Annotated in this window: 23 protein-coding genes; 15 read left to right on the top strand and 8 right to left on the bottom strand. The window is 70.9% G+C overall.

Annotation, left to right across the window (positions count from 1 at the left end; genetic code table 11):
* Position 1 precedes the first annotated feature (1 nt).
* From ACIBK6_RS06770 to ACIBK6_RS06760, 3 genes are read left to right on the top strand one after another with little or no spacing between them, the layout of a single operon-like run.
* Positions 2-1,303, top strand: coding sequence for an amidohydrolase family protein (locus tag ACIBK6_RS06770; RefSeq protein WP_399049392.1), 1,302 nt, complete (start codon positions 2-4; stop codon positions 1,301-1,303).
* Positions 1,303-2,529, top strand: a complete 1,227-nt coding sequence (locus tag ACIBK6_RS06765) for an amidohydrolase family protein (protein WP_399049391.1) — start codon at positions 1,303-1,305, stop codon at positions 2,527-2,529. The genes ACIBK6_RS06770 and ACIBK6_RS06765 overlap by 1 nt, the downstream gene beginning before the upstream one ends.
* Positions 2,530-2,553: 24 nt before the next feature.
* Positions 2,554-3,267, top strand: coding sequence for a VIT family protein (locus ACIBK6_RS06760; protein WP_399049390.1), 714 nt, complete (start codon positions 2,554-2,556; stop codon positions 3,265-3,267).
* A gap of 6 nt (positions 3,268-3,273) precedes the next feature.
* On the opposite strand, the gene ACIBK6_RS06755 is transcribed toward ACIBK6_RS06760, so the two are convergent.
* The gene (locus tag ACIBK6_RS06755) at positions 3,274-6,345 is read right to left on the bottom strand and encodes an NACHT domain-containing protein (protein WP_399049388.1); all 3,072 of its coding nucleotides are present in this window, start codon (positions 6,343-6,345) and stop codon (positions 3,274-3,276) included.
* Positions 6,346-6,505: 160 nt separating this feature from the next.
* Between ACIBK6_RS06755 and ACIBK6_RS06750 the strand changes: the two genes are divergently transcribed.
* The 3 genes from ACIBK6_RS06750 to ACIBK6_RS06740 are packed head-to-tail and all read left to right on the top strand — an operon-like array spanning position 6,506 to position 9,090.
* Positions 6,506-7,384: a sterol desaturase family protein gene (locus tag ACIBK6_RS06750; RefSeq protein WP_399049386.1), complete on the top strand. Its 879-nt coding sequence runs from the start codon at positions 6,506-6,508 to the stop codon at positions 7,382-7,384.
* Complete coding sequence (locus tag ACIBK6_RS06745; RefSeq protein ID WP_399049385.1) at positions 7,381-8,028, top strand: lysoplasmalogenase; 648 nt, start codon at positions 7,381-7,383, stop codon at positions 8,026-8,028. Before ACIBK6_RS06750 ends, ACIBK6_RS06745 begins: the two co-directional genes overlap by 4 nt.
* Before the next feature lie 18 nt (positions 8,029-8,046).
* Complete coding sequence (locus ACIBK6_RS06740; protein WP_399049383.1) at positions 8,047-9,090, top strand: zinc-dependent alcohol dehydrogenase family protein; 1,044 nt, start codon at positions 8,047-8,049, stop codon at positions 9,088-9,090.
* Between the two features lie 48 nt (positions 9,091-9,138).
* Here the strand turns inward: ACIBK6_RS06740 and ACIBK6_RS06735 are convergent, their stop codons facing one another.
* Positions 9,139-10,683 carry a S8 family peptidase gene (locus ACIBK6_RS06735; RefSeq protein WP_399049382.1) on the bottom strand — a complete coding sequence of 515 codons (1,545 nt, stop codon included), beginning with the start codon at positions 10,681-10,683 and terminating at the stop codon, positions 9,139-9,141.
* 330 nt (positions 10,684-11,013) lie between these two features.
* Here ACIBK6_RS06735 and ACIBK6_RS06730 point away from each other — a divergent pair, with 330 nt between their 5' ends.
* From ACIBK6_RS06730 to moaA, 3 genes are all read left to right on the top strand, one after another.
* Positions 11,014-11,379, top strand: coding sequence for a DUF485 domain-containing protein (locus ACIBK6_RS06730; RefSeq protein WP_399049380.1), 366 nt, complete (start codon positions 11,014-11,016; stop codon positions 11,377-11,379).
* On the top strand, positions 11,376-13,007 hold the full coding sequence (locus ACIBK6_RS06725; protein ID WP_399049379.1) for a cation acetate symporter: 1,632 nt from the start codon (positions 11,376-11,378) through the stop codon (positions 13,005-13,007). The genes ACIBK6_RS06730 and ACIBK6_RS06725 overlap by 4 nt, the downstream gene beginning before the upstream one ends.
* A gap of 173 nt (positions 13,008-13,180) precedes the next feature.
* Positions 13,181-14,170, top strand: a complete 990-nt coding sequence (gene moaA, locus ACIBK6_RS06720) for a GTP 3',8-cyclase MoaA (protein WP_399049377.1) — start codon at positions 13,181-13,183, stop codon at positions 14,168-14,170.
* Here the strand turns inward: moaA and ACIBK6_RS06715 are convergent.
* On the bottom strand, positions 14,153-14,410 hold the full coding sequence (locus ACIBK6_RS06715) for a hypothetical protein (protein ID WP_399049375.1): 258 nt from the start codon (positions 14,408-14,410) through the stop codon (positions 14,153-14,155). The genes moaA and ACIBK6_RS06715 overlap by 18 nt on opposite strands.
* Positions 14,411-14,588: 178 nt before the next feature.
* Positions 14,589-14,963, bottom strand: coding sequence for a DUF3099 domain-containing protein (locus ACIBK6_RS06710; RefSeq protein ID WP_399049373.1), 375 nt, complete (start codon positions 14,961-14,963; stop codon positions 14,589-14,591).
* 214 nt (positions 14,964-15,177) lie between these two features.
* Between ACIBK6_RS06710 and ACIBK6_RS06705 the strand changes: the two genes are divergently transcribed.
* Positions 15,178-15,453 (top strand): GlsB/YeaQ/YmgE family stress response membrane protein, encoded by a 276-nt coding sequence (locus ACIBK6_RS06705; protein WP_399049371.1) that lies wholly within the window; start codon positions 15,178-15,180, stop codon positions 15,451-15,453.
* Between the two features lie 61 nt (positions 15,454-15,514).
* On the opposite strand, the gene tyrS is transcribed toward ACIBK6_RS06705, so the two are convergent.
* The 3 genes from tyrS to ACIBK6_RS06690 are packed head-to-tail and all read right to left on the bottom strand — an operon-like array spanning position 15,515 to position 19,751.
* Positions 15,515-16,792 (bottom strand): tyrosine--tRNA ligase, encoded by a 1,278-nt coding sequence (gene tyrS / locus ACIBK6_RS06700; protein ID WP_399049369.1) that lies wholly within the window; start codon positions 16,790-16,792, stop codon positions 15,515-15,517.
* Positions 16,793-16,845: 53 nt separating this feature from the next.
* Positions 16,846-18,243 (bottom strand): metallopeptidase TldD-related protein, encoded by a 1,398-nt coding sequence (locus tag ACIBK6_RS06695; protein ID WP_399049368.1) that lies wholly within the window; start codon positions 18,241-18,243, stop codon positions 16,846-16,848.
* Complete coding sequence (locus ACIBK6_RS06690) at positions 18,240-19,751, bottom strand: TldD/PmbA family protein (RefSeq protein WP_399050153.1); 1,512 nt, start codon at positions 19,749-19,751, stop codon at positions 18,240-18,242. The genes ACIBK6_RS06695 and ACIBK6_RS06690 overlap by 4 nt, the downstream gene beginning before the upstream one ends.
* Before the next feature lie 209 nt (positions 19,752-19,960).
* Between ACIBK6_RS06690 and fabG the strand changes: the two genes are divergently transcribed.
* The 3 genes from fabG (at position 19,961) to ACIBK6_RS06675 (ending at position 21,952) form a co-directional block, all read left to right on the top strand.
* Complete coding sequence (gene fabG, locus ACIBK6_RS06685; protein ID WP_399049366.1) at positions 19,961-20,680, top strand: 3-oxoacyl-[acyl-carrier-protein] reductase; 720 nt, start codon at positions 19,961-19,963, stop codon at positions 20,678-20,680.
* A 5-nt stretch (positions 20,681-20,685) separates the two neighbouring features.
* Entirely contained in the window at positions 20,686-21,447 is a 762-nt protein-coding gene (gene fabI, locus ACIBK6_RS06680; protein ID WP_399049364.1) for an enoyl-ACP reductase FabI, read from the top strand.
* A 139-nt stretch (positions 21,448-21,586) separates the two neighbouring features.
* Positions 21,587-21,952 (top strand): hypothetical protein, encoded by a 366-nt coding sequence (locus ACIBK6_RS06675; RefSeq protein ID WP_399050151.1) that lies wholly within the window; start codon positions 21,587-21,589, stop codon positions 21,950-21,952.
* Between the two features lie 7 nt (positions 21,953-21,959).
* On the opposite strand, the gene ACIBK6_RS06670 is transcribed toward ACIBK6_RS06675, so the two are convergent.
* Complete coding sequence (locus ACIBK6_RS06670) at positions 21,960-22,643, bottom strand: FadR/GntR family transcriptional regulator (protein WP_399049362.1); 684 nt, start codon at positions 22,641-22,643, stop codon at positions 21,960-21,962.
* 190 nt (positions 22,644-22,833) lie between these two features.
* Here ACIBK6_RS06670 and ACIBK6_RS06665 point away from each other — a divergent pair, with 190 nt between their 5' ends.
* Both ACIBK6_RS06665 and ACIBK6_RS06660 read left to right on the top strand, forming a co-directional pair.
* Positions 22,834-24,120, top strand: a complete 1,287-nt coding sequence (locus ACIBK6_RS06665) for a CynX/NimT family MFS transporter (RefSeq protein WP_399049360.1) — start codon at positions 22,834-22,836, stop codon at positions 24,118-24,120.
* 30 nt (positions 24,121-24,150) lie between these two features.
* The gene (locus ACIBK6_RS06660; protein ID WP_399049359.1) at positions 24,151-24,267 is read left to right on the top strand and encodes an SGM_5486 family transporter-associated protein; all 117 of its coding nucleotides are present in this window, start codon (positions 24,151-24,153) and stop codon (positions 24,265-24,267) included.
* Positions 24,268-24,274: the final 7 nt, after the last annotated feature.

Genomic DNA, 24,274 nt, shown 5'->3' with positions numbered 1-24,274 from the left:
GATGACGGCTCAGAACGACCCGTACCAGAGCAGCGACCCGTACCTGATCATCTCCTCCGACTGCCACGCCGGGCTGCCCACCGAGCGGTACCGGCCCTATCTGGACGCCCGCTTCCACCGGGACTTCGACGCGTTCCTCGCGGGGCGCGACCGCCGCCGCGAGGAGATGACCCGGCTCGGGGTGCGCAACGAGGCCTTCGCCGACAGGTGGTTCAGCGACAACGAGGAAGGGCTGAAGGGTGGTTGGGACGCCACCCGGCGGCTCAAGGAACTCGACGGGGACGGGGTGGCCGCCGAGGTCGTCTTCCCCGACGCGGACGCCGTCGACAGCCGGACCGCGGCGCCCTTCGGCGTCGGACTCGGCCTCTCCGGCGACCAGGACCCCGACCTCGGCATGGCGGGCGCCCAGGCGCACAACCGCTGGCTGGCCGAGTTCGTCGGGCAGCATCCCGAACGGCACTGCGGGGTGGCCCTGCTGCCCATCACGGGCGAGGTCGACCGGGTGGTCGCCGAGATCCACCGCGCCAAGGAGTCCGGGCTCGGCGCGCTGATGATCCCGTCGATGTGGGTGGACCGGGCCCCGTACCACGACCGCCGCTACGACCCCGTCTGGGCGGCGGCCGCCGAGACCGGCATGCCCATGGTCACGCACTCCGGCGCGGCCCCGCGCCACGAGTACGGCGACCATCTGGGCATCTACGTCTCCGAGGTGACGTGGTGGCCCGCCAGGCCGCTCTGGTTCCTGCTCTGGTCCGGGGTCTTCGAGCGGCACCCCGGGCTCAAGTTCGGGGTGGCCGAATCGGGTTGCTGGTGGCTGCCGAACCTGCTGTGGTTCATGGACCGCCTCTACCTCGGTGCCCACGGCGGCAAGAAGCTCTCGCCGTTCGCGGAGCTGAAGCGCCCGCCGAGCGAGTACCTCGACCGCCAGATGTTCATCTGCGCCACCAACACCAAGCGCCGCGAACTCGCCCAGCGGTACGAGATCGGCGTGGACAACATCCTGTGGGGCTCCGACTTCCCGCATCCGGAGGGGACGTGGCCCCACACCGGGGAATGGCTGAAGAACACCTTCCACGACATCCCGGTGACCGAGACCCGGCGGATGCTGGGCCTCGCGGCGGCGGAGGTCTTCGGCTTCGACACCGAGAAGCTGGCCCCGGTCGCCCGCCGGATCGGTCCCACCCCGGCCGAACTCGGCCAGAGCGAGGACCAGTTGGCGGTGGCGGCCTCCTGGGCGCGCTCGCGCGACGTGGGCCGGCACTGGCTGACCGGCCACGACTTCCCGGCCCTGGGGGTGTCGTGATGACGGACCGCTACACGGTGATCTCGGCGGACTGCCACGCCGGGGCCGATCTCCTGGACTACAAGCCGTACTTGGAGTCGAAGTACCACGAGGACTTCGACGCGTGGGCGGCGACCTACGTCAATCCGTACGAGGACCTGATGGCCGACACGGCCGACCGCAACTGGAACTCGGCCCGGCGGACGGCCGAGCTGGAGGCGGACGGCATCGTGGCGGAGGTCGTCTTCCCGAACACCATCCCGCCGTTCTTCCCCTCGGCCTCGCTGATGGCCCCCGCGCCCACACGGGAGGAGTTCGAGCAGCGCTGGGCGGGCCTGCGCGCCCACAACCGCTGGCTGGCGGACTTCTGCGGCCAGGCGGCCGGTCAGCGGGCGGGCGTGGCGCAGATCCTGCTCAACGACGTGGACGAGGCGGTACGGGAGGTCCGCCGGGTGAAGGAGGCGGGCCTGACGGGAGGCATCCTGCTGCCGGGCACTCCGCCGGGCTCGGGGCTTGTCGAGCTCCACTCCGCGTCGTACGACCCCATCTGGGCGGTCTGCGCGGAACTTGGCTTCCCGGTGAACCACCACGGCGGGTCCGCGTCGCCGCCGCTGGGCGAGGAACCGGCGGCGCGGGCCGTGTTCATGGTGGAGACGACCTGGTTCTCGCACCGCGCGCTGTGGCACCTGATCTTCGGTGGCGTGTTCCGCCGCCACCCGGAGCTGCGCCTGGTCCTCACCGAACAGGGCTCGGGCTGGATCCCCGGGGTGCTGGACATGCTGGACTACTACCACGACCGCCTGGTGGCCGCGGCGACCAGGGCCGCCACCGCCGAATCGAAGTTCGGGGCGGGCCTCGCCCAGTCCATGGGCAAGGGGCCGTCCCAGGTCTGGCGGGACAACTGCTTCGTCGGCGCGAGCTTCATGCGGCCGCACGAGGTGCCGCTGCGGGACCGGATCGGCCTCGACAAGATCATGTGGGGCAGCGACTACCCCCACGACGAGGGCACGACCCCGTTCTCCAGGGAGGGCCTGCGGATCGCGTACGCCGGTCTGCCGAGGGACGAGGTCGCCGCGATGGTCGGCGGCAACGCGGCCCGCGTGTACGGCTTCGACCTGACCTTCCTGGACACCATCGCGGCACGCGTCGGCCCCACGGTGGACGAGATCGCCGAGCCGCTGAAGGAGATCCCCGCCGCGGCGACGAGCCCGGCGTTCGCGCTGGGTGGGTCGGTGCGGGTGTGGTGAGGGGGATGGTGAGACCCTCCCCGCATGAGCTCATCCCCCGACCACGACGAGGCACACAACGGGGCGCTCGGTTCGCGGCTCAACTGGCTGCGGGCCGCGGTCCTGGGCGCCAATGACGGGATCGTGTCCACCGCGGGCCTCGTCGTCGGCGTGGCCGGTGCGACGGACGACCGCTCGGCCCTGCTGACGGCGGGCCTCGCAGGACTGCTCGCCGGTTCCATGTCCATGGCGGCCGGCGAGTACGTCTCCGTCTCCACGCAGCGCGACTCGGAGAAGGCCGCGCTCGCGATGGAGCGGCGCGAGCTGAGGGAATCGCCGGAGGCCGAACTCGCCGAGCTGACCGGCCTGTTGATGGAGCGCGGGCTGAGCGAGGAGCTGGCCCGGGAGGCGGCCGTCCAGCTCACCGAACGCGACGCCCTGCGCGCGCACGCCCGCGTCGAGCTCGGCATCGACCCCGACGAACTCACCAACCCCTGGCACGCGGCATGGGCGAGCTTCTTCGCCTTCACGGCGGGCGCGCTGCTCCCGTTGCTGGCGATCGTGCTGCCCCCGGCCTCCGCCCGCCTGTACGTCACGGTCGGCTCCGTCCTGGCCGCGCTGGCCCTCACAGGCTGGTGGAGCGCCCGCCTCGGCTCCGCCCCGGCGCGCCGCGCGGTGCTGCGGAACGTGGGCGGGGGAGCGGTGGCGATGGGGGTCACGTATGGGGCGGGGGTGCTGTTGGGGGCGGTGGGGGTGTGAGCCCCTTCAAGCCCGCTGTACGCGCTCTGGTGGGAGGAATTCGGCGCCCTGGACTTCGGTGAGTTGGTACCGGATATGGAGCTGGCGCAGGTTGACGAGGGTGCTGAGGTCGATCGGTCCCGTGCAGTTGAAGAACTCCAGGCGCCGCAGATCCGGTAGCTCGCGCAGGACCGACAGGCTTGCGATCAGATGGCAGCCGTTGAGGTAGAGGGTGGTCAGCCCGTAGTGCTGGATCAATGCGGCGAGGTCGAGGGTCCGATGATCAAAGATTTGCAGGGTTCGCAGTTCCCGCAGTGTGGAGCGGTGGATCAGTTCCCCGGCCTGGAGGCCACCAGTGATGGTCAGGTTGTGGAGATCGGGCCAGCGCTCCAGACCGTTCAGACTGATCCCTTCCGACCCCCGGTACAGCCCCAGGGTTAGGAGGCACTTCGGGGCCGGAAGGTCGGCAAGCCGCCGTGTTTCACCGGAGGTTCCCAGAACAAGACTTTCCAGTTGGTCGAGTCGGGCGAGCGGCTCCAGGGGAAGTCCGGGCGACAGACCGATGAGGGAGAGGTTGCGGAGGGCGGGCAGGTCGCAGACCGGCGCAATATCCGTGACGGCCGGGCATACGTTGAGCCCGAGCCGCTCCAGAGCGGGCAGTCGGCCCAGCGGGGTCAAGTCGTCGACGACGCTGTTCCCGGCGAGGGTCAGGGCGGTCAGGTCCCGGTGGGCGAGGAGGCCGTCCGACAGGGGGTGGTCGCCCTCCAGGATGATCAGTTTCATGTGGCGCAGCCGCCCCAACTGGGCCACCTGCTCCTCGGTCCGTACGGAGAGATAGGTCGTGCTCCACTCCGGAGCCGGCGCCAGCACCTCCGTCACATACTCGTACGCCTCGAACTTGCGCCAAGCCAGGGATAGTTGGACGCGCACCATCGCGCGTTCCTCCCCCCGGAACCGGCTCACCACGCTCAGCGCCGCGTCACCGCCGATCAGCCCCGCCGTCCGCACCACGCAGGCCGCCTCCTCCTCGGTGAGCCCCTGCGGCCCCGGGAGCAGTTCGAGGACCAGCGGGCCCACCTTGGCCAGCGCCTCCGCCTCGTCCCAGGTGCGCGGGGGCATCAGTTCCCGGGCCCGCTCCTCCACGTCGGCGCGCACCTGCGGGTCGAGCTCCGGGGCGTGTTCGAGGCAGGCTGCGGCAAGGAGTACCAGCCGGTGGCGGAGGCGCGGGGCGTGGTCGGCGCGGCGCATCAACTGCCGTAGCAGGCGGGCGCGTTCATCGATCCGTGCATGCCCCACCGCCATTCGCACCACGTCGTCCCACGTGTCGTCGTGTGCGTTCTTCACAAGGGCTCCGAAGTCCCGCTCCTCGACCGCCGCCTTCGCGCCCAGGTAGTCCTGGAAGGTGCGGTGGACGAAGCCCACCGCACCTGGCATCGGCTCGCGCAGCAGTCCGCTGCGGATCAGCAGGTGGGCGAAGACCTGGTCGGGGGCGCCGCTGACCTGGGGCATCGCACCGAGCCACCCCGCGACCATCGAGGCGGCCTCGTCCCGGTTTGCCTCTGTAAGGCCGTTACGGATCAGCCAGTACGCGAGCCGCTGAAGGAGCGCCGTCTGCTCGTCCCGGGTGAGCGTGACCCCCTCGACGCCGGCGATCTCCCGCTCGGTGTCCCGCCGGACAAGCAGCATGTCCAGGGCCGCGTCGTACAACTCCTTGCGGGCGCGCGGGAGTTGCATGCGGCGGTCCCGGTTCAGGGCGCACAGCAGCGCGCACATCAGCGGGTTGGTGGCGAGCCGCCCCAGATCGCGCCGGGTGGTGACGGCGGTCAGCAGGGACTTCTCGTACGTGTCCAGGCGGGCCCGCTCCTCGGGCGCCGGGCAGGCGAGCCGCGCCGAGTCGTGCCAGTGCGCCACGAACGCGCGCACGTCCTCGCGCTCCATCGGCAGCAGCGAGTGCGCCGTGAACCCGCGCCCCGCCAGCCAGTCCTCCGACACCGCCGACGGCCGGGTCGTCACCACGTACCGAGCCCGCGGGAACGCGGTGACCAGCGACTTCAGCCAGGCCTCGGTCCGGGCCCGCAGCCGCATCGGCACCTCGTCCACACCGTCCACCAGAACCAGCGCCCGGCCCTCCGCCAACAGCGACTCGGCCCAGCCGGGCGCGGGCGACAGCGGTACGCCCGCCGCGCGCAGGAAGTCCTCCGGCATTGGCAGGGACTCGGCCGCGGTGAACGCCCGCAGCCGCAGCACGAACGGAACGCACCTGTTCCAGTCGGCCAGTTCGGGCCCGAACGACCGGCGGGCCGCGTTCATCGCCAGCCACTGGACGAGCGTCGACTTGCCCGAGCCCGCCGGGCCCCGCAGCAGCAGCCGGTCCGTGCCGGCCAGGGCGTGCTCCACGCTCACCGCCGTCGGCCTGGCATGCGGCAGCCCCACCGCCTGCCGGGGATCGCCGCTGACCGTCAGACTGATGTACGCGGTGTCCAGCGGCCACTCGCTCCCCGACCGCCCGAGCGTCAGCCCGAACAGCTCCAACCGCCCGTGCGTCAGCGCCACATACTGTGCGTACCGCTCCTCGAAGACGAGCGCGGTGGCCTCGGCACGCGGGCCCACCCGGTCGCGTACCTCCTCGATCAACTCCCGCGTGGCGTCGGCCGAGCGGACCTGCTCCACCGCGGCCCGTGCCGCGAACGACGGGTGTGCGGTGAGCTGTTCGAGAGCATGCGCGCAGCACAGGGCGAGGAGCTCCTCGTACAGGGCCTCGCCCCGGCCCGGGTGCGGGCGGCGCAGTTCGGCGGCAAGGCGGTCCGGGGCGAGGCCGAGCGCGAACAGCCGCTCCGCGTCGATCGCGCCCGCCGCCGCGAAGCCGTCCCGTACCGCGTCGACGGCCGCCGTCCGCTCGTGCTCGGGGAGCGCGCCGTACGCCTCCTCAAGGCGCCGCCCCAGCACCTTCGCCAGCCGGTCCGGTGACGCGGGCTTCGGCAGCGGGCGCAGGGGCCCCGTGACGAGGCCCGCACCCGGCTTCGGGGACAGGGCCGACTTCGCGACCGCCGACACCACCGTGCTCGCCAGCCGCACGACCACAACTTCCAGTCCTGGCACCGCAGTTGCCTCCCCCAGAGCGCACCGGTGCCAGCGATCGTACGCCGGGCCTGTGACGCCTCATTGGTGGAACTCACCAAAGGCTGCTGACAACTCGTCTCGCATACTTGTCGGTAACAACATCTAGCCGGGCCCGCCACCACGCCCCTACGGTGCAGGCATGTCGCCGAACCTGCCCAATGTCGTGCTGTGGTCGATACCCGCCTTCGTGCTGCTCACCGTCATTGAAATGGTGAGCTACCGGCTCCATCCGGACGAGGACGCCGCCGGGTACGAGACGAAGGACGCCGCCACCAGCGTCGGCATGGGACTGGGCAGCCTGGTCTTCGACGCGCTCTGGAAGATCCCCATCGTCGCGATCTACACCGCGGTGTACGCCCTCACCCCGCTCGCGATCCCGGTGCTGTGGTGGACGGTGCCGCTGATGCTGCTGGGGCAGGACTTCTTCTACTACTGGTCGCACCGGGGGCACCACGTCATCCGGGTCCTGTGGGCCTGCCACGTCGTGCACCACTCCAGCAAGAAGTTCAACCTCACCACCGCGCTGCGCCAGCCCTGGACGACGTGGACCGTGTGGCCGTTCTACGTGCCGCTCATCGCGCTCGGCGTGCACCCCGCCGTCCTCGCCTTCTGCTCGTCGGCGAACCTCGTGTACCAGTTCTGGGTGCACACCGAGCGGGTCGGGAAGCTGCCCCGGCCGTTCGAGTTCGTCCTGAACACGCCCTCGCACCACCGGGTGCACCACGCCTCCCAAGGCGGCTATCTGGACCGGAACTTCGGCGGGATCCTGATCGTCTGGGACCGGATGTTCGGCTCGTTCACGGCCGAGACCGAGCGGCCCGTGTTCGGGCTCACCAAGAACATCGCCACCTTCAACCCGCTGCGCGTGGCCACCCACGAGTACGCCGCCATCGCCCGCGACGTGCGCGCCGCCCGCAGCTGGCGCGAGCGGGCCGGGCGGATCTTCCGCGGGCCGGGCTGGCAGCCGGCGCCCCGGGCTGGGGCCGCGCCGCAGGCGGTCCCGGAGAACGCCGCGTGACGACGGCCGGCGCCGGGTACCCGAGGGCCCGGTACGCGGCCCCGCTGCTCCTCGCCTTCGGTCTCGCAGCCGCCGTCGACCTGGGCTCACTGCTCGCGGGCTGGCGCGCCGGACACCTCGTCGCCAAACCGCTCCTCATGCCGCTGCTCGCCGGGCACGTGTCCGCGCGCGGCGGGCCCCGGCTGCTGGTCGCCGCGCTGCTGTGCGGCTGGGGCGGAGACGTCTTCCTGCTCTCGGACGCCGACCCCGCCTTCCTGCTGGGGATGGGCTGTTTCGCCGCCGGGCACGTCTGCTACCTCGTCCTGTTCGGGCGCGGCAGGACGCATCCCGGGCTCGGCGCCGGGTACGGGATCGCACTGGTCGCGACCGTCGCCGCGCTCTGGCCGGACCTGCCGGCCGGGCTGCGGATCCCGGTCGCCGGATACAGCCTGCTGCTCACCGCGATGGCCTACCGCTCCTCCCGGCTCGGGCCGCTCGTCGGGCTCGGCGGTGCGCTGTTCCTGCTCTCCGACACCCTCATCGCCACCGGCGTCGCCCACTGGCCGCAGCCGCCGCGCCCCGACTTCTGGGTCATGCTCAGCTATCTCGGCGCGCAGGCACTCCTGGCACAGGCGTACCGTGGGAAGCCCCGAACCACCCCCTGACCGGCAAGGACCCGCACCATGCGCGCCACCGTCATCCACGCCCCCCACGACATCCGGGTCGAGGAGGTGCCGGACCCGAAGGTGCGGGTGTCCACCGACGCGGTCGTCCGCGTCCTGCGCGCCTGCATCTGCGGCAGCGATCTGTGGGCGTATCGCGGCGAGTCCGCGCGTGAGCCCGGACAGCGCATCGGCCACGAGTTCCTCGGCATCGTCGAGGAGGCCGGACCGGACGTACGCGGGTTCCGCAAGGGCGACCTCGTCGTCGCGCCCTTCGTCTGGTCCGACGGCACCTGCGACTTCTGTGCCGAGGGCCTGCCCACCTCCTGCCCGCAGGGCGGATTCTGGGGCTCGGCCGGCTCCGACGGCGGCCAGGGCGAGGCCGTCCGCGTCCCGTTCGCCGACGCCACCCTCGTCCAGCTGCCCGCCGACGCGGCCTCCGACGACCGCCTGCTGACCGCGCTGCTCGCGCTGTCCGACGTCATGGGCACCGGCCACCACGCGGCTCTCGGCGCCGGAGTCAAGCGCGGCTCGACCGTCGCCGTCGTCGGGGACGGCGCCGTCGGCCTGTGCGGAGTGCTTGCCGCCAAGCGGCTCGGAGCCGAGCGCATCATCGCGCTCGGCCGCCACCAGGTCCGTACCGACATCGCGAAGCTCTTCGGCGCCACCGACGTCGTCGCCGAGCGTGGCGAGGCCGCCGTGGACGCGGTGCGCGAGCTGACCCGCGGCCAGGGCGCGCACTCCGTCATCGAGGCCGTCGGCACCGAGCAGTCGATGCGGACCGCCGTCGAGATCACCCGAGACGGCGGCGCCATCGGCTACGTCGGCGTCCCGCACGGCAGCAGCACCGGCCTCGACCTGAGCGTCATGTTCGACCGGAACATCGCGCTGCGCGGCGGCGTCGCGCCCGTGCGCACCTACATCCCCGAGCTGCTCGCCGACGTGCTCGACGGCACCATCGACCCCTCCCCGGTCTTCGACCTCACGGTCGGCATCGAGGGCGTACCGGACGGCTACCGGGCGATGGACGAGCGCACCGCCCTCAAGGTCCTCGTCACCGTCTGACACCGGCAAGGGGGCCGCCCGGCCAACCGGACGGCCCCCTCAACTGGCCTACTTCGTCACGGCGTTGAGGGCGTCGGTGATACCCGCCCCGTAGAAGCCGTTGTAGAACTTCCCGCCCTGGCAGACCGCGTCGACCTTGCCGTCACCGTCGATGTCGTACGGCGTGGTGCACGGCGTCCTGTCCGCCTGGAGTTCGAGGAGCGCCCTGATCTCCCACGCCGATGCGTCCGGGTGCTCCGACTTCAGCAGCGCCGCCACGCCCACCACATGCGGCGCCGCCATCGAGGTGCCGGCCATGTACGCCCAGCCGCCGCCGGGGACCGGGCCGAGGATCAGCCCGCTGGTGGCCGGGGCCTGCGGCGGCTGGAACGCGGTCGAGTCGCCGCCGGGTGCCGCGATGTCGATGAAGCCGAGGCCGTAGTTGGAGTACGACGACTTGATGCCCTTGGCGCCGGTCGCGGCGACCGTCACCACACCCGGCAGCTGGGTCGGGATGTCCAGGCATTCACGCGGATTGACGACCCGGCTGCCCGGGGTCGCGTCGTCGGGGCTCGACGGGTCGGTGATCGCGTCGGCCGCGAAGTCGTAGTTCTCGTTGCCGGCCGCCGCCACATTGACGGTGCCCTTGGACTCGGCGTACGTCGACGCCCGCGTGATCGCCTCGACCAGCGCCTTCTGGTCCGGGTCGTTCTTGCAGTTGAAGTACCAGGGGTCGGTGTAATAGCTGTTGTTCGTCACGTCGATGTGGTGCTCGGCCGCCCACACGAAACCGCACACCACGGACTCCGTGTAGAAGAAGCTGCCGCCCTGCGTCGCCACCTTGATGGCCGCGATCTTCACACCGGGGGCGACGCCGGTGATGCCGATGCCGTTCTTGGCGCCCGCGATCTCGCCCGCGACATGGGTGCCGTGCGGGGAGCCGCCGGTGGTGAACGGGCGCCAGGCGCCGTCCGTGGTGTCCGGCTTGCCGGTGATGCAGCTGACCGACTTCGCCCGGTCGAAGTTGGGCGCGATGTCCGGGTGGGTGTCGTCGACGCCCGTGTCGATGACGCCGACGGTGACCTTGGGGCTGCCCAGGGTCTTCTCGTGCGCCTTGTCGGCCTTGATCGCCTTCAGGTCCCACTGCAACGGCTCCAGCGGATCCTCACCGGGCGCGGCCTTGGCGCTCGCCGCCTTCAGGTCTTCGGCGGTGAGCATCTTCGGCATACCCACGTCCGTGGTGGACTGCGCGGGCAGCGGCGCGGCCCGGGTCGCCCCCGCCGAATCGACCCCGCTGACCTTGCGGATCGCCGGCGCGAACCCCGTGTCGGCGGAGTGCGCCACGATCACACCTAACTGGTCGTACGCCTGTACGACCGTGCCGCCCGCGTCGGCGATGGCTCTCTGCACCCGGTCCGAATTCCCCTTCCCCGGGCGGATGTTGACGATGTAGCTCAGATCGGGCCCGGTCGGCTGCGCCGCCTTCGCGGTCACCGAGCCGATGCCGGTGGCCGCGGCCGACGCGGTGCCGGGCAGCAGTGCGAGCGCGGCGGCGGTGGCCAGACCCGCCGAGACGGCGATGGCGCGGCGCGTACGGGAGATGTGCAACGTCATGGGGTCTCCATGTGGTTGGCGGAACTCTCGATGCGTACGGAGGTGAAGAGCGGCAGCACCGGTCCGGCCGGGGCGCCGGGGGTCGGCGGATGTATGACGAGTGAAGCTATCGCCGATCATCTCGGCAGATCAACGACTTCCGCCGATTTAGCGAGGAATGCCGCCCATCCGGCGTGAATGGATCCCGCGCGGAGAAAAAAACGGCCGGACTGAACCGAGACGCCGCGGGCTCCGTGCCGTTGTCAGGGGGACCGCATCACCCGCCCCCACAGCGAGGTCCCCTTGTCCGGATTTTCTGTTCCAGCCTCACCCGCATCGCGAGGAGATTCCGTGGCCACCGACGCGCCGCCGCCCGAAGCCGGGGCGGACCAACGCCCCGCCCAGCCCAGCACCGAGGCGTTCGCCGCGATGCAGGAGAGCGCGGAATTCGGCGAACTCCGCCGCGCCCACCGCTCGTTCGCCTTCCCGCTGACCATCGCCTTCATCGCCTGGTACCTGCTGTACGTGCTGCTGTCCAACTACGCGGACGGCTTCATGGCCACCAAGGTCATCGGCAACATCAACGTGGCCTTCGTCTTCGGCCTCGCCCAGTTCCTCACCACCTTCCTCATCGCCTGGTTCTACTCGCGGCACGCCGCGGCGAAGCTCGACCCCAAGGCCGAGGCCATCAGGTCCCGCATGGAGGCCGGCGCATGAGCCCCGCACTCGTTCCCCTCGCCGCGGCCTCCTCGACCACCGAGCACCGGCCGCTGATCATCACGCTGTTCGCGGTGTTCGTCGCCGCGACCCTCGCCATCACCGTCTGGGCCGGGCGCCAGACCAAGAACGCCTCCGACTTCTACGCGGGCGGCCGCCAGTTCACCGCCTTCCAGAACGGCCTCGCGGTCTCCGGCGACTACATGTCCGCCGCGTCCTTCCTCGGCATCGCCGGAGCCATCGCCCTCTTCGGCTACGACGGCTTCCTGTACTCCATCGGCTTCCTGGTCGCCTGGCTGGTGGCGCTGCTCCTGGTCGCCGAGCCGCTGCGCAACTCGGGCCGCTACACGATGGGCGACGTCCTCGCCTACCGGATGCGCCAGCGCCCGGTCCGCACCGCGGCGGGCGCCTCCACCATCGTCGTGTCGATCTTCTACCTGCTCGCGCAGATGGCGGGCGCGGGCGTGCTCGTCTCACTGCTGCTCGGCATCACCACCGACGCGGGCAAGATCCTCATCGTCGCCCTGGTCGGCGTTCTGATGATCGTGTACGTCACCATCGGCGGCATGAAGGGCACCACCTGGGTCCAGATGGTCAAGGCCGTGCTGCTCATCGCGGGCGCGATCCTGATGACCTTCCTGGTGCTGCTCAAGTTCCACTTCAACATCTCCGACCTGCTCGGCACGGCCGCGGAGAAGAGCGGCAAGGGCTCCAAGTTCCTTGAGCCCGGCCTGAAGTACGGTGTCAACGGCACCTCCAAGCTGGACTTCATCTCGCTCGGCATCGCCCTGGTCCTCGGCACCGCGGGCCTGCCGCACATCCTGATCCGCTTCTACACGGTGCCCACCGCCAAGGCCGCGCGTAAGTCGGTGAACTGGGCGATCGGCATCATCGGCGCCTTCTACCTGATGACGATCGCGCTCGGCTTCGGCGCCGCCGCCCTCGTGGGCCCGGCCGCGATCAAGGCCCAGAACCCGGCGGGCAACACGGCCGCCCCGCAGCTCGCCGAGTACCTCGGCGGCGGCGTCGGCACCACCGGCGGCGCGACCCTGCTCGCCGTGATCTCGGCGGTCGCCTTCGCGACCATCCTCGCCGTCGTCGCCGGCCTCACCCTCGCCTCGTCCTCGTCCTTCGCGCACGACATCTACGCCAACGTCATCCGCAAGGGGAAGGCGACGGAGAAGGAGGAGATGGGGGCGGCCCGCTGGGCCACCGTCTTCATCGGGGCGGTCGCGATCATCCTGGGCGCCTTCGCGCGCGACATGAACGTGGCGGGCCTGGTCGCGCTCGCCTTTGCCGTCGCCGCCTCCGCAAACCTGCCGACCATCCTCTACAGCCTGTTCTGGAAGCGCTTCACCACCCAGGGCGCCCTCTGGTCGATCTACGGCGGCCTGTTCAGCTCGGTGTTCCTGGTGCTGTTCTCGCCCGTCGTGTCCGGCAACCCGAAGACGTCGATGTTCAAGGGCGTCGACTTCCACTGGTTCCCGCTGGAGAACCCGGGCCTGATCTCAATCCCGCTCGGTTTCCTGCTCGGCTGGATCGGTTCGCTGCTCTCCAAGGAGGAGCCCGACGCGGGCAAGTACGCCGAGCTGGAGGTCAAGTCCCTCACGGGCGTCGGCGCCCACTGACGTACATCCGCACGGCGGACGGCCGAGGCCGTGTCGTAGAGTCCTACGACACGGCCTCGCCGCACCTCGTGACAATCGGCCCCCACCTGTTGTCGGACGTCTCGCGTAGGCTCGGTGTATACACGCCGAAACCATTTCGAGACAGCGTTCCGAGACAGGGAAGGGGGCCCACAGTGCTCATCGACACCTACGGCCGTGTGGCCACTGACCTGCGCGTTTCACTCACAGACCGGTGCAATCTGCGGTGTACGTACTGTATGCCGGAAGAGGGTCTGCAGTGGCTCGCCAAGCCCGATCTGCTGACCGATGACGAGATCGTCCGGCTGATCCGCATCGCCGTCACCGACCTCGGGGTGACCGAGGTCCGCTTCACCGGTGGCGAGCCGCTGCTCCGGCCCGGCCTGGTCGGGATAGTCGAGCGCTGCGCCGCCCTGGAGCCGCGCCCCCAGATGTCGATCACCACCAACGGCATCGGCCTCAAGCGCACCGCCGCCGCCCTGAAGGCGGCCGGCCTCGACCGTGTCAACGTCTCCCTGGACACCCTGCGCCCCGACGTCTTCAAGACGCTGACCCGCCGCGACCGGCACAAGGACGTCATCGAGGGCATGGAGGCCGCCCGCGCGGCGGGCCTCACCCCGGTCAAGATCAACGCCGTCCTGATGCCCGGCCTCAACGACGACGAGGCCCCCGATCTGCTCGCCTGGGCCGTCGAGCACGACTACCAGCTCCGCTTCATCGAGCAGATGCCGCTGGACGCGCAGCACGGCTGGAAGCGCGACGGCATGATCACCGCCGGCGACATCCTGGAATCGCTGCGTACGCGCTTCACGCTCACCCCCGAAGGGGACGACGCGCGGGGCTCCGCGCCCGCCGAGCGCTGGGTGGTGGACGGCGGCCGGCACACCGTGGGCGTCATCGCCTCGGTGACCCGCCCGTTCTGCCGGGCCTGCGACCGGACCCGCCTCACCGCCGACGGCCAGGTGCGCACCTGCCTGTTCGCCCGCGAGGAGTCCGACCTGCGCGCCGCGCTGCGCTCGGGCGCCCCCGACGAGGAGATCGCCGGGCTCTGGAAGCTGGCCATGTGGGGGAAGAAGGCCGGATCCGGTCTGGACGACCCCTCGTTCCTGCAGCCCGACCGCCCGATGTCAGCGATCGGCGGCTGAGCCGGCCGACTCCCACTCGGCGAGCGTCACCACATCCTTCAAGAAGCCCCGTACGCCCAGGAATTGGGAGAGGTGCTCGCGGTGCTCCGCACAGGCGAGCCACGTCTTGCGGCGCTCCGGGGTATGGACCTTCGGGTTGTTCCAGGCGAGCACCCAGACGGCGTCGGCACGGCAGCCCTTGGCGGAACAGATGGGGGTCTCGTCACTCGTCTCGTCACTCACAGAGACATTGTGCGTCATCCGGGCCCGTACAAAAGGGCGACGCCGAGCAGCCACGGGGGGAGCTGCCCGGCGTCGGTCCGTCGCTCCGACGGGGGATGCGGAGCGCCTACGAAGTATGGCATGGGGCACCCGGTGTCGGGCACCGGAACTTCATGATTGATCTGAGCTTTTCCTGAGGTTTGCGGACGGTGACGGATCAAGCCGGTCCGGGTGACCGGGGCTCGCGGTCACTGCCTGTGGGTTCCGTCGCGGATTCCGCTGACCCGTCCGTCGGTGCCGCACCGAGGGCCGGCCGGCTCGGTGCGGAAATGAACGTTGAGGGAAGCGAAGTGACGTTCCCCCGGCCCCCGTTGGCGAACACCACGGCCACATAGGGCAGCAGCGCACCGAGCACGAGCGTCACGATGGCGACAGGACGCTCGACGTTCCACAGCACCGCGGTCAGAACCACCGAAACGGTACGGACCGACATCGAGATCACGTAGCGGCGCTGCCGCCCCCGGATGTCCTCGGCGAGCCCCGTGCGCGCCCCCGTGATCCGGAAGACCTGACCGCCGCTCTGCTTCCGCATCACGTTCCACCACCTGAGTTCCACCCCGGGCTCTCCCCGGCCCGTACTGATATCACCGTACGCCGGGGCTCCGCCGGGTTCGAGACCGGGGCGGCTCCAACCTGCGCGGATGGCGCAGTACCGACCACGTACGGACCTGTCCGACATGCGCCGTACGGGGTACGGGCAGACACTGGCTGGACCCGCTCACGTCGAGCCGCACTAGGAGGCAGCCATGGGCTGGTTGTGGGCCATCATCGTCGGATTCGTGCTCGGCCTCATCGCCAAGGCGATCATTCCCGGCAAGCAGCACAGTCCGCTCTGGCTGACCACCATCTTCGGCATCATCGGCGGCGTGGTCGGCAACTCGGTCGCCCGGGCGATCGGGATCGCCGAGACCAAGGGCATCGACTGGGGCCGGCACGGGCTCCAGATCGCGGCCGCGGTCGTCATCGTCTTCCTCGGCGACATGCTGTACATGGCGCTGCGGGGCAACAAGCAGAGAGCCTGACGGCGCGCGGAAGGGGGCGGTCCCGTGAGGGGAACCGCCCCCTTCCGTGCGTTCGTACCCGTCAGGCGCCGGTGACCTCGACGACCTCGATCGCCGCCAGGTTCTTCTTGCCCCGGCGCAGCACCAGCCAGCGCCCGTGCAGCAGCTCCCCGGCCGTGGCCACCGCGTCCTCGGCGGTCACCTTCACGTTGTTCACGTAGGCGCCGCCCTCCTTCACGGTGCGGCGGGCGGCGGACTTGCTCGCCACCAGGCCCACCTCGGCGAACAGGTCGGTGACCAGGCCGAGTTCGGACACCTTGGCGTGCGGCAGCTCGGACAGCGCGGCGGCCAGCGTCGCCTCGTCCAGCTCTGCCAGCTCGCCCTGGCCGAACAGCGCCTTGGACGCGGCGATCACGGCCGCGCACTGGTCCGCGCCGTGCACCAGCGTGGTCAGCTCCTCGGCGAGCGCACGCTGCGCGGTACGCGCCTGCGGCCGCTCCTCGGTGAGCTTCTCGATCTCCTCCAGCTCCTCGCGGGACCTGAAGGAGAGGATGCGCAGGTACGTCGAGACGTCCCGGTCGTCCACGTTCAGCCAGAACTGGTAGAACGCGTACGGGGTGGTCATCTCCGGGTCGAGCCAGACGGCCCCGCCCTCGGTCTTGCCGAACTTGGTGCCGTCCGACTTCACCATCAGCGGCGTCGCCAGGCAGTGCACCTCGGCGTCCGGCTCCAGGCGGTGGATCAGGTCGAGCCCGGCCGTGAGGTTGCCCCACTGGTCGCTGCCGCCCTGCTGGAGGGTGCAGCCGTACCGCCGGTACAGCTCCAGGAAGTCCATGCCCTGGAGCAGCTGGTAGCTGAACTCCGTGTAGCTGATGCCCTGTTCGGACTCAAGACGCCGGGCGACCGAGTCCTTGGTGAGCATCTTGTTGACCCGGAAGTGCTTGCCGATGTCCCGCAGGAACTCGATCGCGGACAGGCCCGCGGTCCAGTCCAGGTTGTTGACCATCACGGCCGCGTTCTCGCCCTCGAAGGACAGGAACGGCTCGATCTGGCCGCGCAGCCGGTTCACCCAGTTCGCGACCGTCTCCGGGTCGTTCAGGGTGCGCTCGGCGGTCGGCCGCGGGTCGCCGATCTGGCCGGTCGCACCGCCCACGAGCGCCAGCGGCCGGTGCCCGGCCTGCTGGAGCCGGCGGACGGTGAGCACCTGCACCAGGTGGCCGACGTGCAGGCTGGCCGCGGTCGGGTCGAAGCCGCAATAGAACGTGACGGGACCGTCCGCGAGAGCCTTGCGCAATGCGTCCTCGTCAGTGGACAGCGAGAACAGCCCGCGCCACTTCAGCTCGTCGACGATGTCCGTCACGGTTCTACGTCTCCTTGGATCCAGGGTTGATTGCTCGACCCAGTCTATGGGCGTCACACACCCTGGCTGACCGAGCTCATATTGAAGTCGGGAATGCGCAGCGCGGGCATCGCCGCCCGGGTGAAGTAGTCGTTCCACTCCCTGGGCAGGGTCTTCCCGGTGCGCCCGGCCTCGGTGGCCCGCGACAGCAGGTCCACCGGCGACTCGTTGAACCGGAAGTTGTTCACCTCGCCGACCACCTCGCCGTTCTCCACGAGGTAGACGCCGTCCCGGGTCAGACCGGTCAGCAGCAGCGTCGCCGGGTCCACCTCGCGGATGTACCACAGGCAGGTCACCAGGAGGCCCCGCTCGGTGGCGGCGACCATCTCGTCCAGGGAGCGCTCGCCACCGCCGTCCAGAATCAGGTTCCCGGGCGAGGGCGCGACCGGCAGACCGGTGAGCTGCGCGCTGTGCCGGGTGGTGACCAGGTGCTCCAGGCGGCCGTCCCGCATCCAGTCGGTCGCGGTGACCGGGAGCCCGTTGTCGAACACCGACTCCGTGTCGCCCGAGGAGTGCGCCACCATGAACGGCGCGTACTCCAGGCCGGGCTCGTTCGGGTCGCTGCGCAGCGACAGCGGCAGCGGGGAGAGCGTCTCGCCGATGCGGGTGCCGCCGCCCTGCCGGGAGAAGACGGTGCGGCCCTCGGCGGCGTCCCGGGCCGCCGCCGACCAGATCTGGTAGATCAGCAGATCGGCCACGGCGGCGGGCGGCAGCAGCGTCTCGTACCGCCCGGCGGGCAGCTCGACGCGGCGCTGGGCCCAGCCGAGCCGGCGGGCGAGCTCCTCGTCGAGCGCGCCCGGGTCGACGTCCTTGAAGTCCGCCGTCGCGCGGCCGGCCCACGCCGAACGCGTCCGGTCCGGGGACTTGGCGTTCAGCTCCAGGGTGCCGTTGGGCTGGTCGTGGCGCAGCCGCAGGCCGGTGGACGTACCGAGGTAGGTGGAGGTCAGCTCGTGGCTGGCGAAACCGTACAGCTCGCGCTCGCCGGCCCGGGCGCGGGCGAAGGCCTCGCCGAGCGCGGGCGCGAAGTCGGCGAACACGGCCGGGCTGGTCTCGGCCGGGGCGTCGGTGAAGTCCGGCGCCACCGGGACCCCGCCGACCAGCGGCTGCGCGTCCTCGGCGGGCCCGGCGCCACGCGCCGCCGCCTCCGCCGCGCGGACCAGCGGCTCCAGGTCGGCCGCGGTGACGGCCGACCGCGACACGACACCGGACGCGGTGCCCTCGGCGCCGTCCACGGTCGCGATCACGGTCAGGGTCCGCCCGCGTGTGACGCCGTTGGTGGTCAGCGCGTTGCCGGCCCAGCGCAGGTTCGCCGAGGAGTGCTCGTCGGCGATGACGACGCAGCCGTCCGCGGTGGACAGTTCGAGGGCCCGCTCGACGATCTCGTGCGGCTTGACGGTCGTACGGGAGCTCATCGCCCGGCCTCCTGCGTGGTGTTCAGAATGTTGACGCCGCGGAACAGGGCGGAGGGGCAGCCGTGCGAGACCGCCGCCACCTGGCCCGGCTGGGCCTTGCCGCAGTTGAAGGCGCCGCCCAGGACGTAGGTCTGGGGGCCGCCGACCTGCTCCATGGAGCCCCAGAAGTCGGTGGTCGTCGCCTGGTAGGCGACATCGCGGAGCTGGCCGGCGAGCCGGCCGTTCTCGATCCGGAAGAAGCGCTGCCCTGTGAACTGGAAGTTGTAGCGCTGCATGTCGATCGACCAGGACCGGTCGCCGACCACGTAGACGCCGCGCTCCACGCCGCCGATCAGGTCCTCGGTGGAGAGCCCGCCCGGGTCCGGCCGGAGCGAGACGTTCGCCATCCGCTGGACCGGCACATGCCCGGGGGAGTCCGCGTAAGCGCAGCCGTTGGAGCGGCCGAGCCCCGTCAACTTCGCGATGCGGCGGTCGAGTTGGTAGCCGACGAGGGTGCCGTCCTTCACCAGGTCCCAGGACTGCGCCGCGACGCCCTCGTCGTCGTAGCCGATGGTCGCGAGCCCGTGCTCGGCGGTCCGGTCGCCGGTCACGTTCATCACCTGCGAGCCGTACGTCAGCTTGCCCAGCTGGTCGAAGGTGGCGAACGAGGTCCCCGCGTACGCCGCCTCGTAGCCGAGCGCCCGGTCCAGTTCGGTGGCGTGGCCGATCGACTCGTGGATGGTCAGCCACAGGTTGGACGGGTCCACGACCAGGTCGTAGCGACCGGCCTCGACGCTCGGCGCCCGCATCTTCTCGGCCAGAAGCGAAGGGATCTCTTCCAGTTCGGCGTCCCAGTCCCAGCCGGTGCCGGTCAGGTACTCCCAGCCGCGCCCGACCGGCGGCGCGATCGTCCGCATCGAGTCGAACTCACCGGTCGTGCGGTCCACCGCGATCGCGGTCAGCTGTGGGTGCAGCCGCACCCGCTGCTGGGTCGTCACCGTGCCCGCCGTGTCCGCGTAGAACTTGTTCTCGTGCACGGTGAGCAGCGAGGCGTCGACGTGCTCGACCCCGTCGGCGCCGAGCAGCCGCGAGCTCCACTCGGCGAGCAGCGCGCTCTTGTCCTCGTCCGGCACCGAGAAGGGGTCGATCTCGTACGAGGAGACCCAGGTCTTCTCGGAGTGCACCGGCTCGGCCGCCAGCTCAACTCGCTCGCTCGACCCCGCCGCCGCGATGACCTGCGCGGACAGCTTGGCCATGGCCACCGCCTGGGAGGCGACCTTGGCCGCCGCGTCCATCGTCAGATCGACGCCGGAGGCGAACCCCCAGGCCCCGCCGTGCACCACCCGGACCGCGTAGCCGAGGTCGGTGGTGTCGGAGGACCCGGCGGGCCGGGCGTCGCGCAGCCGCCAGGCTGCGCTGCGCACCCGCTCGAAGCGGAAGTCGGCGTGGTCGGCGCCCAGGGCGCGGGCCCGGGCGAGCGCCGCGTCGGCGAGGGCCCGCAGCGGCAGCGCCGTGAAGGCTTCGTCGATGGAATGGGTCCCAGATGGCACAGTCGTCTCCCTGTTGTATGAGACCGGACACCCCGATCATGTCGCGTCGGCGGGCGCTGTGACTACGCCTTTCTGTAGGGACCCGACAGCGCTCGTTCTGCGCCACTGTCAGGGCTCGATTCCTCGTAAGTCGGGCGGTACCGATAGTTTGCGGGGAGTACGAATCCGCCGATCGAAAGGGTGATCCGTTGAGCCGCTCGGTTCTCGTCACCGGAGGTAACCGGGGCATCGGCCTCGCCATCGCCCGCGCATTCGCCGAGAACGGCGACAAGGTAGCGATCACGTACCGCTCCGGAGAGCCGCCGGCCGCCCTGGCGGAATTGGGGTGCCTCGCCGTCAAGTGCGACATCACCGACGCCGAACAGGTGGAGCAGGCGTACAAGGAGGTCGAGGACGCGCACGGCCCCGTCGAGGTGCTCGTCGCCAACGCCGGCGTCACCAAGGACCAGCTCCTGATGCGGATGTCCGAGGAGGACTTCACGTCCGTCCTCGACACCAACCTCACCGGCACCTTCCGGGTGGTCAAGCGCGCCAACCGCGGCATGCTGCGGGCCAGGAAGGGCCGCGTCGTGCTGATCTCCTCGGTCGTCGGGCTGCTCGGCTCGGCGGGCCAGGCCAACTACGCCGCCTCCAAGGCGGGCCTGGTCGGCTTCGCCCGGTCGCTCGCCCGCGAGCTCGGCTCCCGCAACATCACTTTCAACGTCGTCGCGCCCGGTTTCGTCGACACCGACATGACCAAGGCGCTCACCGAGGAGCAGCGCAAGGGCATCGTGTCCCAGGTGCCGCTGGGCCGCTACGCGCAGCCCGAGGAGATCGCCTCCGCGGTGAAGTTCCTCGCCTCGGACGACGCTTCGTACATCACTGGAGCCGTCATCCCGGTTGACGGCGGATTGGGCATGGGTCACTGATCACCATGAGCGGAATTCTCGACGGCAAGCGCATCCTCATCACGGGTGTGCTGATGGAGTCCTCCATCGCCTTCCACGCGGCCAAGGTCGCGCAGGAGCAGGGCGCGGAGGTCATCCTCACCGCGTTCCCCCGGCCCACCCTGACCGAGCGCATCGCCAAGAAGCTCCCCAAGCCCGCCAAGGTCATCGAGCTGGACGTGACCAACCAGGAGCACCTGGACCGCCTGGCCGGTCTGGTCAAGGAGGAGCTCGGCGGTCTGGACGGCGTCGTCCACTCCATCGGCTTCGCCCCGCAGGGCGCCTTCAACTTCCTGGAGGCGAGCTTCGAGGACGTCGCGACCGCGATGCACGTCTCGGCGTACTCCCTGAAGTCGCTCACCATGGCCTGCCGCCCGCTGATGCCCAACGGCGGTTCCATCGTCGGGCTCACCTTCGACGCGCAGTACGCCTGGCCGAAGTACGACTGGATGGGCCCGGCCAAGGCCGCACTTGAGGCGACCTCCCGTTACCTCGCCCGCGACCTGGGCAAGGAGAACTTCCGCTGCAACCTGATCTCGGCCGGACCGATCGGCTCGATGGCCGCCAAGTCCATCCCGGGCTTCGCGGACCTGGCGGACGTCTGGAACACCCGCTCCCCGCTGGCGTGGGACATGGCGGACCCGGAGCCGGCGGGCCTCGGCATCGTCGCGCTGCTCTCGGACTTCTTCCCGAAGACCACGGGCGAGATCATCCACGTCGACGGCGGCGTGCACATGATGGGCGCGTAACGCCCGTACGCCCCTCGGCGGCCGCTCACCGGACCCTTCCGGTGGGCGGCCGCCGTGCGTGGACCGCGACTTCCCCGCAGACTGATCGAAACGGACATGTCGGGCAGTCGGCCGGGGAGGAGGTGGCGGTGTGCGCCCCTTGCGCGTCGGACAGCGCCGGGCCCTGGCCCTGCTGTTCCTGCTGCTCGCGGCGGCCGCCGGACTGGCCGCCCCCTCCGTGGTGCGGGCCGCCGGGGCGCCCGCTGCCGCGCCCGCCCCGGCGCCGCCCGAGCCCTTCGGCGCCACCTGCCGGACCTCCGTACAGGGCTCGCACGTGACGATGTACTGCCACAACCCCTATCCGGACGCCGACCGGGTGCGGCTGCACATCGACTGCGCGCTCTGGTGGGACCTCGACGCGGACTCGGCGCCCGTGGAGGTCGACCCCGGGCAGACCATCAAGCTCATCGACCGCTGCTGGAAGGACGTCGGCACGGTCTGGGTGACGCACGAGAAGGCTCGCTGACCGCTGCTCAGCGCCCTTCGAGCCGCTCCTGCAGGCAGTGGAAGGCGTGGGCGGCGGCCTCCGTGGCGGCCGTCTCCGCGTCGCCGGCGCGGATCGCGTCGACCATCCGGCCGTGGTCCATGTGGTTCTCCGGCGTCATGTCGAGCCCCACGTCGTCGCGCAGCCAGTCGCGCAGCAGATGCCCGAGGTCCGCGTACAGCTCGGTCAGTACGTCGTTGTGCGAGGCGGCGACGACCGCCAGGTGCAGCGTGGCGTCGGCCGCGACGAAGGCCTCCCGGTCGCCGGAGGCCCAGGCCCGCTCGCGCCGCTCAAGCAGCGTGTCCAACTGCTTGAGCTCCCGCTCGGTACGCCGCCGCGCGGCCAGCCGGGCCGCCGACGACTCCAGCGTCGAGCGCAGCTCGGCCACATGGCGCGGGTCGGCGTCGGCGAACCGGCGGTGCATCACCCCGGCCAGCTCGCTGGTCGCGATGACGTACGTGCCGGAGCCCTGCCGGATGTCGAGCAGGCCGTTGTGCGCGAGGGCGCGGACCGCCTCGCGGACCGTGTTGCGGGCCACCCCGAGCTGCTCGACCAGCTCCGGCTCGGTCGGGATGCGCGCGCCGACGGGCCACTCGCCCGAGGTGATCTGGTTCCGCAACTGCGCGATCACCTGGTCGGCGAGGGCGGACCGCCGGGGAGAGCTCAGGGTCATGGTGCGGGTGCTCCAGTGCGAGAAGGGGCGGGGTGGGAAGGGGTGAGACGGGACGCGGTGAGGGCGCGAAGGGCGAGAAGCGTACGGGACGGCGCGGGACGGTTGCGAAAAACACGGCTCGGGACGGTTGCGAAAGACGGGCGCGGGCACGATTGGACAACCAATCATCCCATGATTCTATGATGGCACCATGCCCGACGAAGAGACCACCACGCTGAGCCCCGCGCCCACCGTCCGCGCCGAGTCCCCGCGGCTACCCGCCGGTGCGAGCCGGGTGCCGTCGTGGACGCGCTGGCTCGTGCCGCTCGCGCTGGTGCTCGCCGCCGTCAACCTGCGCCCCGCGATCACCAGCCTCGGCTCGCTGATGAAGGAGGTCACCGGCGGGCTGCACATGAGCGGCGGCATCGCCGGAGTGCTGACCTCCGTACCGGCGTTCTGCTTCGCCCTGTTCGGCATCATGGCGCCGCGGCTCGCCCGCCGCTTCGGCCCCGGCGCCGTCGTCCTCGCGGGCATGGCCGCGGTGACCGCCGGACTGCTGCTGCGCTCCCTGGCGGGCGGCACCGTCACCTTCCTCGCGGCCAGCGTGCTCGCCCTGATGGGCATAGCGCTGAGCAACGTCCTGATGCCGGTGATCGTCAAGCGGTACTTCCCCGACCGGGTCGGCTCGATGACCGGGCTCTACTCGATGGCGCTCGCCGCCGGCACCTCGCTCGCCGCGGTCACCACGGTGCCCATCACCGATGCGCTGGGCGGCAGTTGGCGCCAGGGCCTCGGCATCTGGGCGCTGCTCGCCGTCGTCGCGGTGGCGGTCTGGATCCCGCTGGCGCGCGACCGCTCCGGCAGCGCCGATCCGGCCCCCAGCTCCCGGGCCCAGGCGGCGCCCGCGCTGCGCATCACCCGCAGCGGCACGGCCTGGGCGCTGGCCTGCTTCTTCGGACTCCAGGCGACCGGCGCCTACATCACCATGGGCTGGATGCCGACGATCTTCCGCGACGCGGGCGTCTCGGCCGGCACCGCCGGCCTGCTGCTCTCCATCACCATGGTCATGGGCGTGCCGCTCGGCTTCGTCATCCCGTGGCTGGTCAACCGGCTGCGCAGCCAGGGCCCCATCGTCGTCGCGCTCGGCACCTGCGGCCTGGCGGGCTACGCCGGGCTCTACTTCGCGCCGGCCGCCGGCGCCTGGGTCTGGGCGCTGCTCCTCGGCATCTCCAACTGCGCCTTCCCGCTGGCCCTCACCATGATCAGCAAGCGCTCGCGGACCGGCGCGGGCGTCGTGCGGCTCTCCGCCTTCGCGCAGTGCGTCGGCTATCTGCTCTCCATCCCGGGCCCCCTCCTGGTCGGCGTCCTGCACGACCGCAGCGGCGGCTGGGACCTGCCCATCGCGCTGATGGCGGTGCTGATGGTGCCCCAGATCGCGGTCGGTGTGCTGGCCGGACGCGACCGTACGATCGAGGACGAGGCCGGGGCCGGGCGATAGCGGGCGAAACCGGGATGCGACACTGACCGCATGCCAGTGCTCGAACCGAATCCGCAGAACAGCCAGAAGAAGCTCCTTCTCGTGCTCGGCGCGATGCTCGCCGTCACGGTCGTCGTCGCGATCATCGCGACGATCGCCTCCCCCTGACCGACGC

Origin of the sequence: Streptomyces sp. NPDC050485 (assembly GCF_044458185.1) — a bacterium.
In the GTDB taxonomy this organism is placed as follows: domain Bacteria; phylum Actinomycetota; class Actinomycetes; order Streptomycetales; family Streptomycetaceae; genus Streptomyces.
The sequence above is the reverse complement of the archived record's forward strand: the minus strand, read 5'-3'. Positions and strand labels throughout refer to the sequence as shown.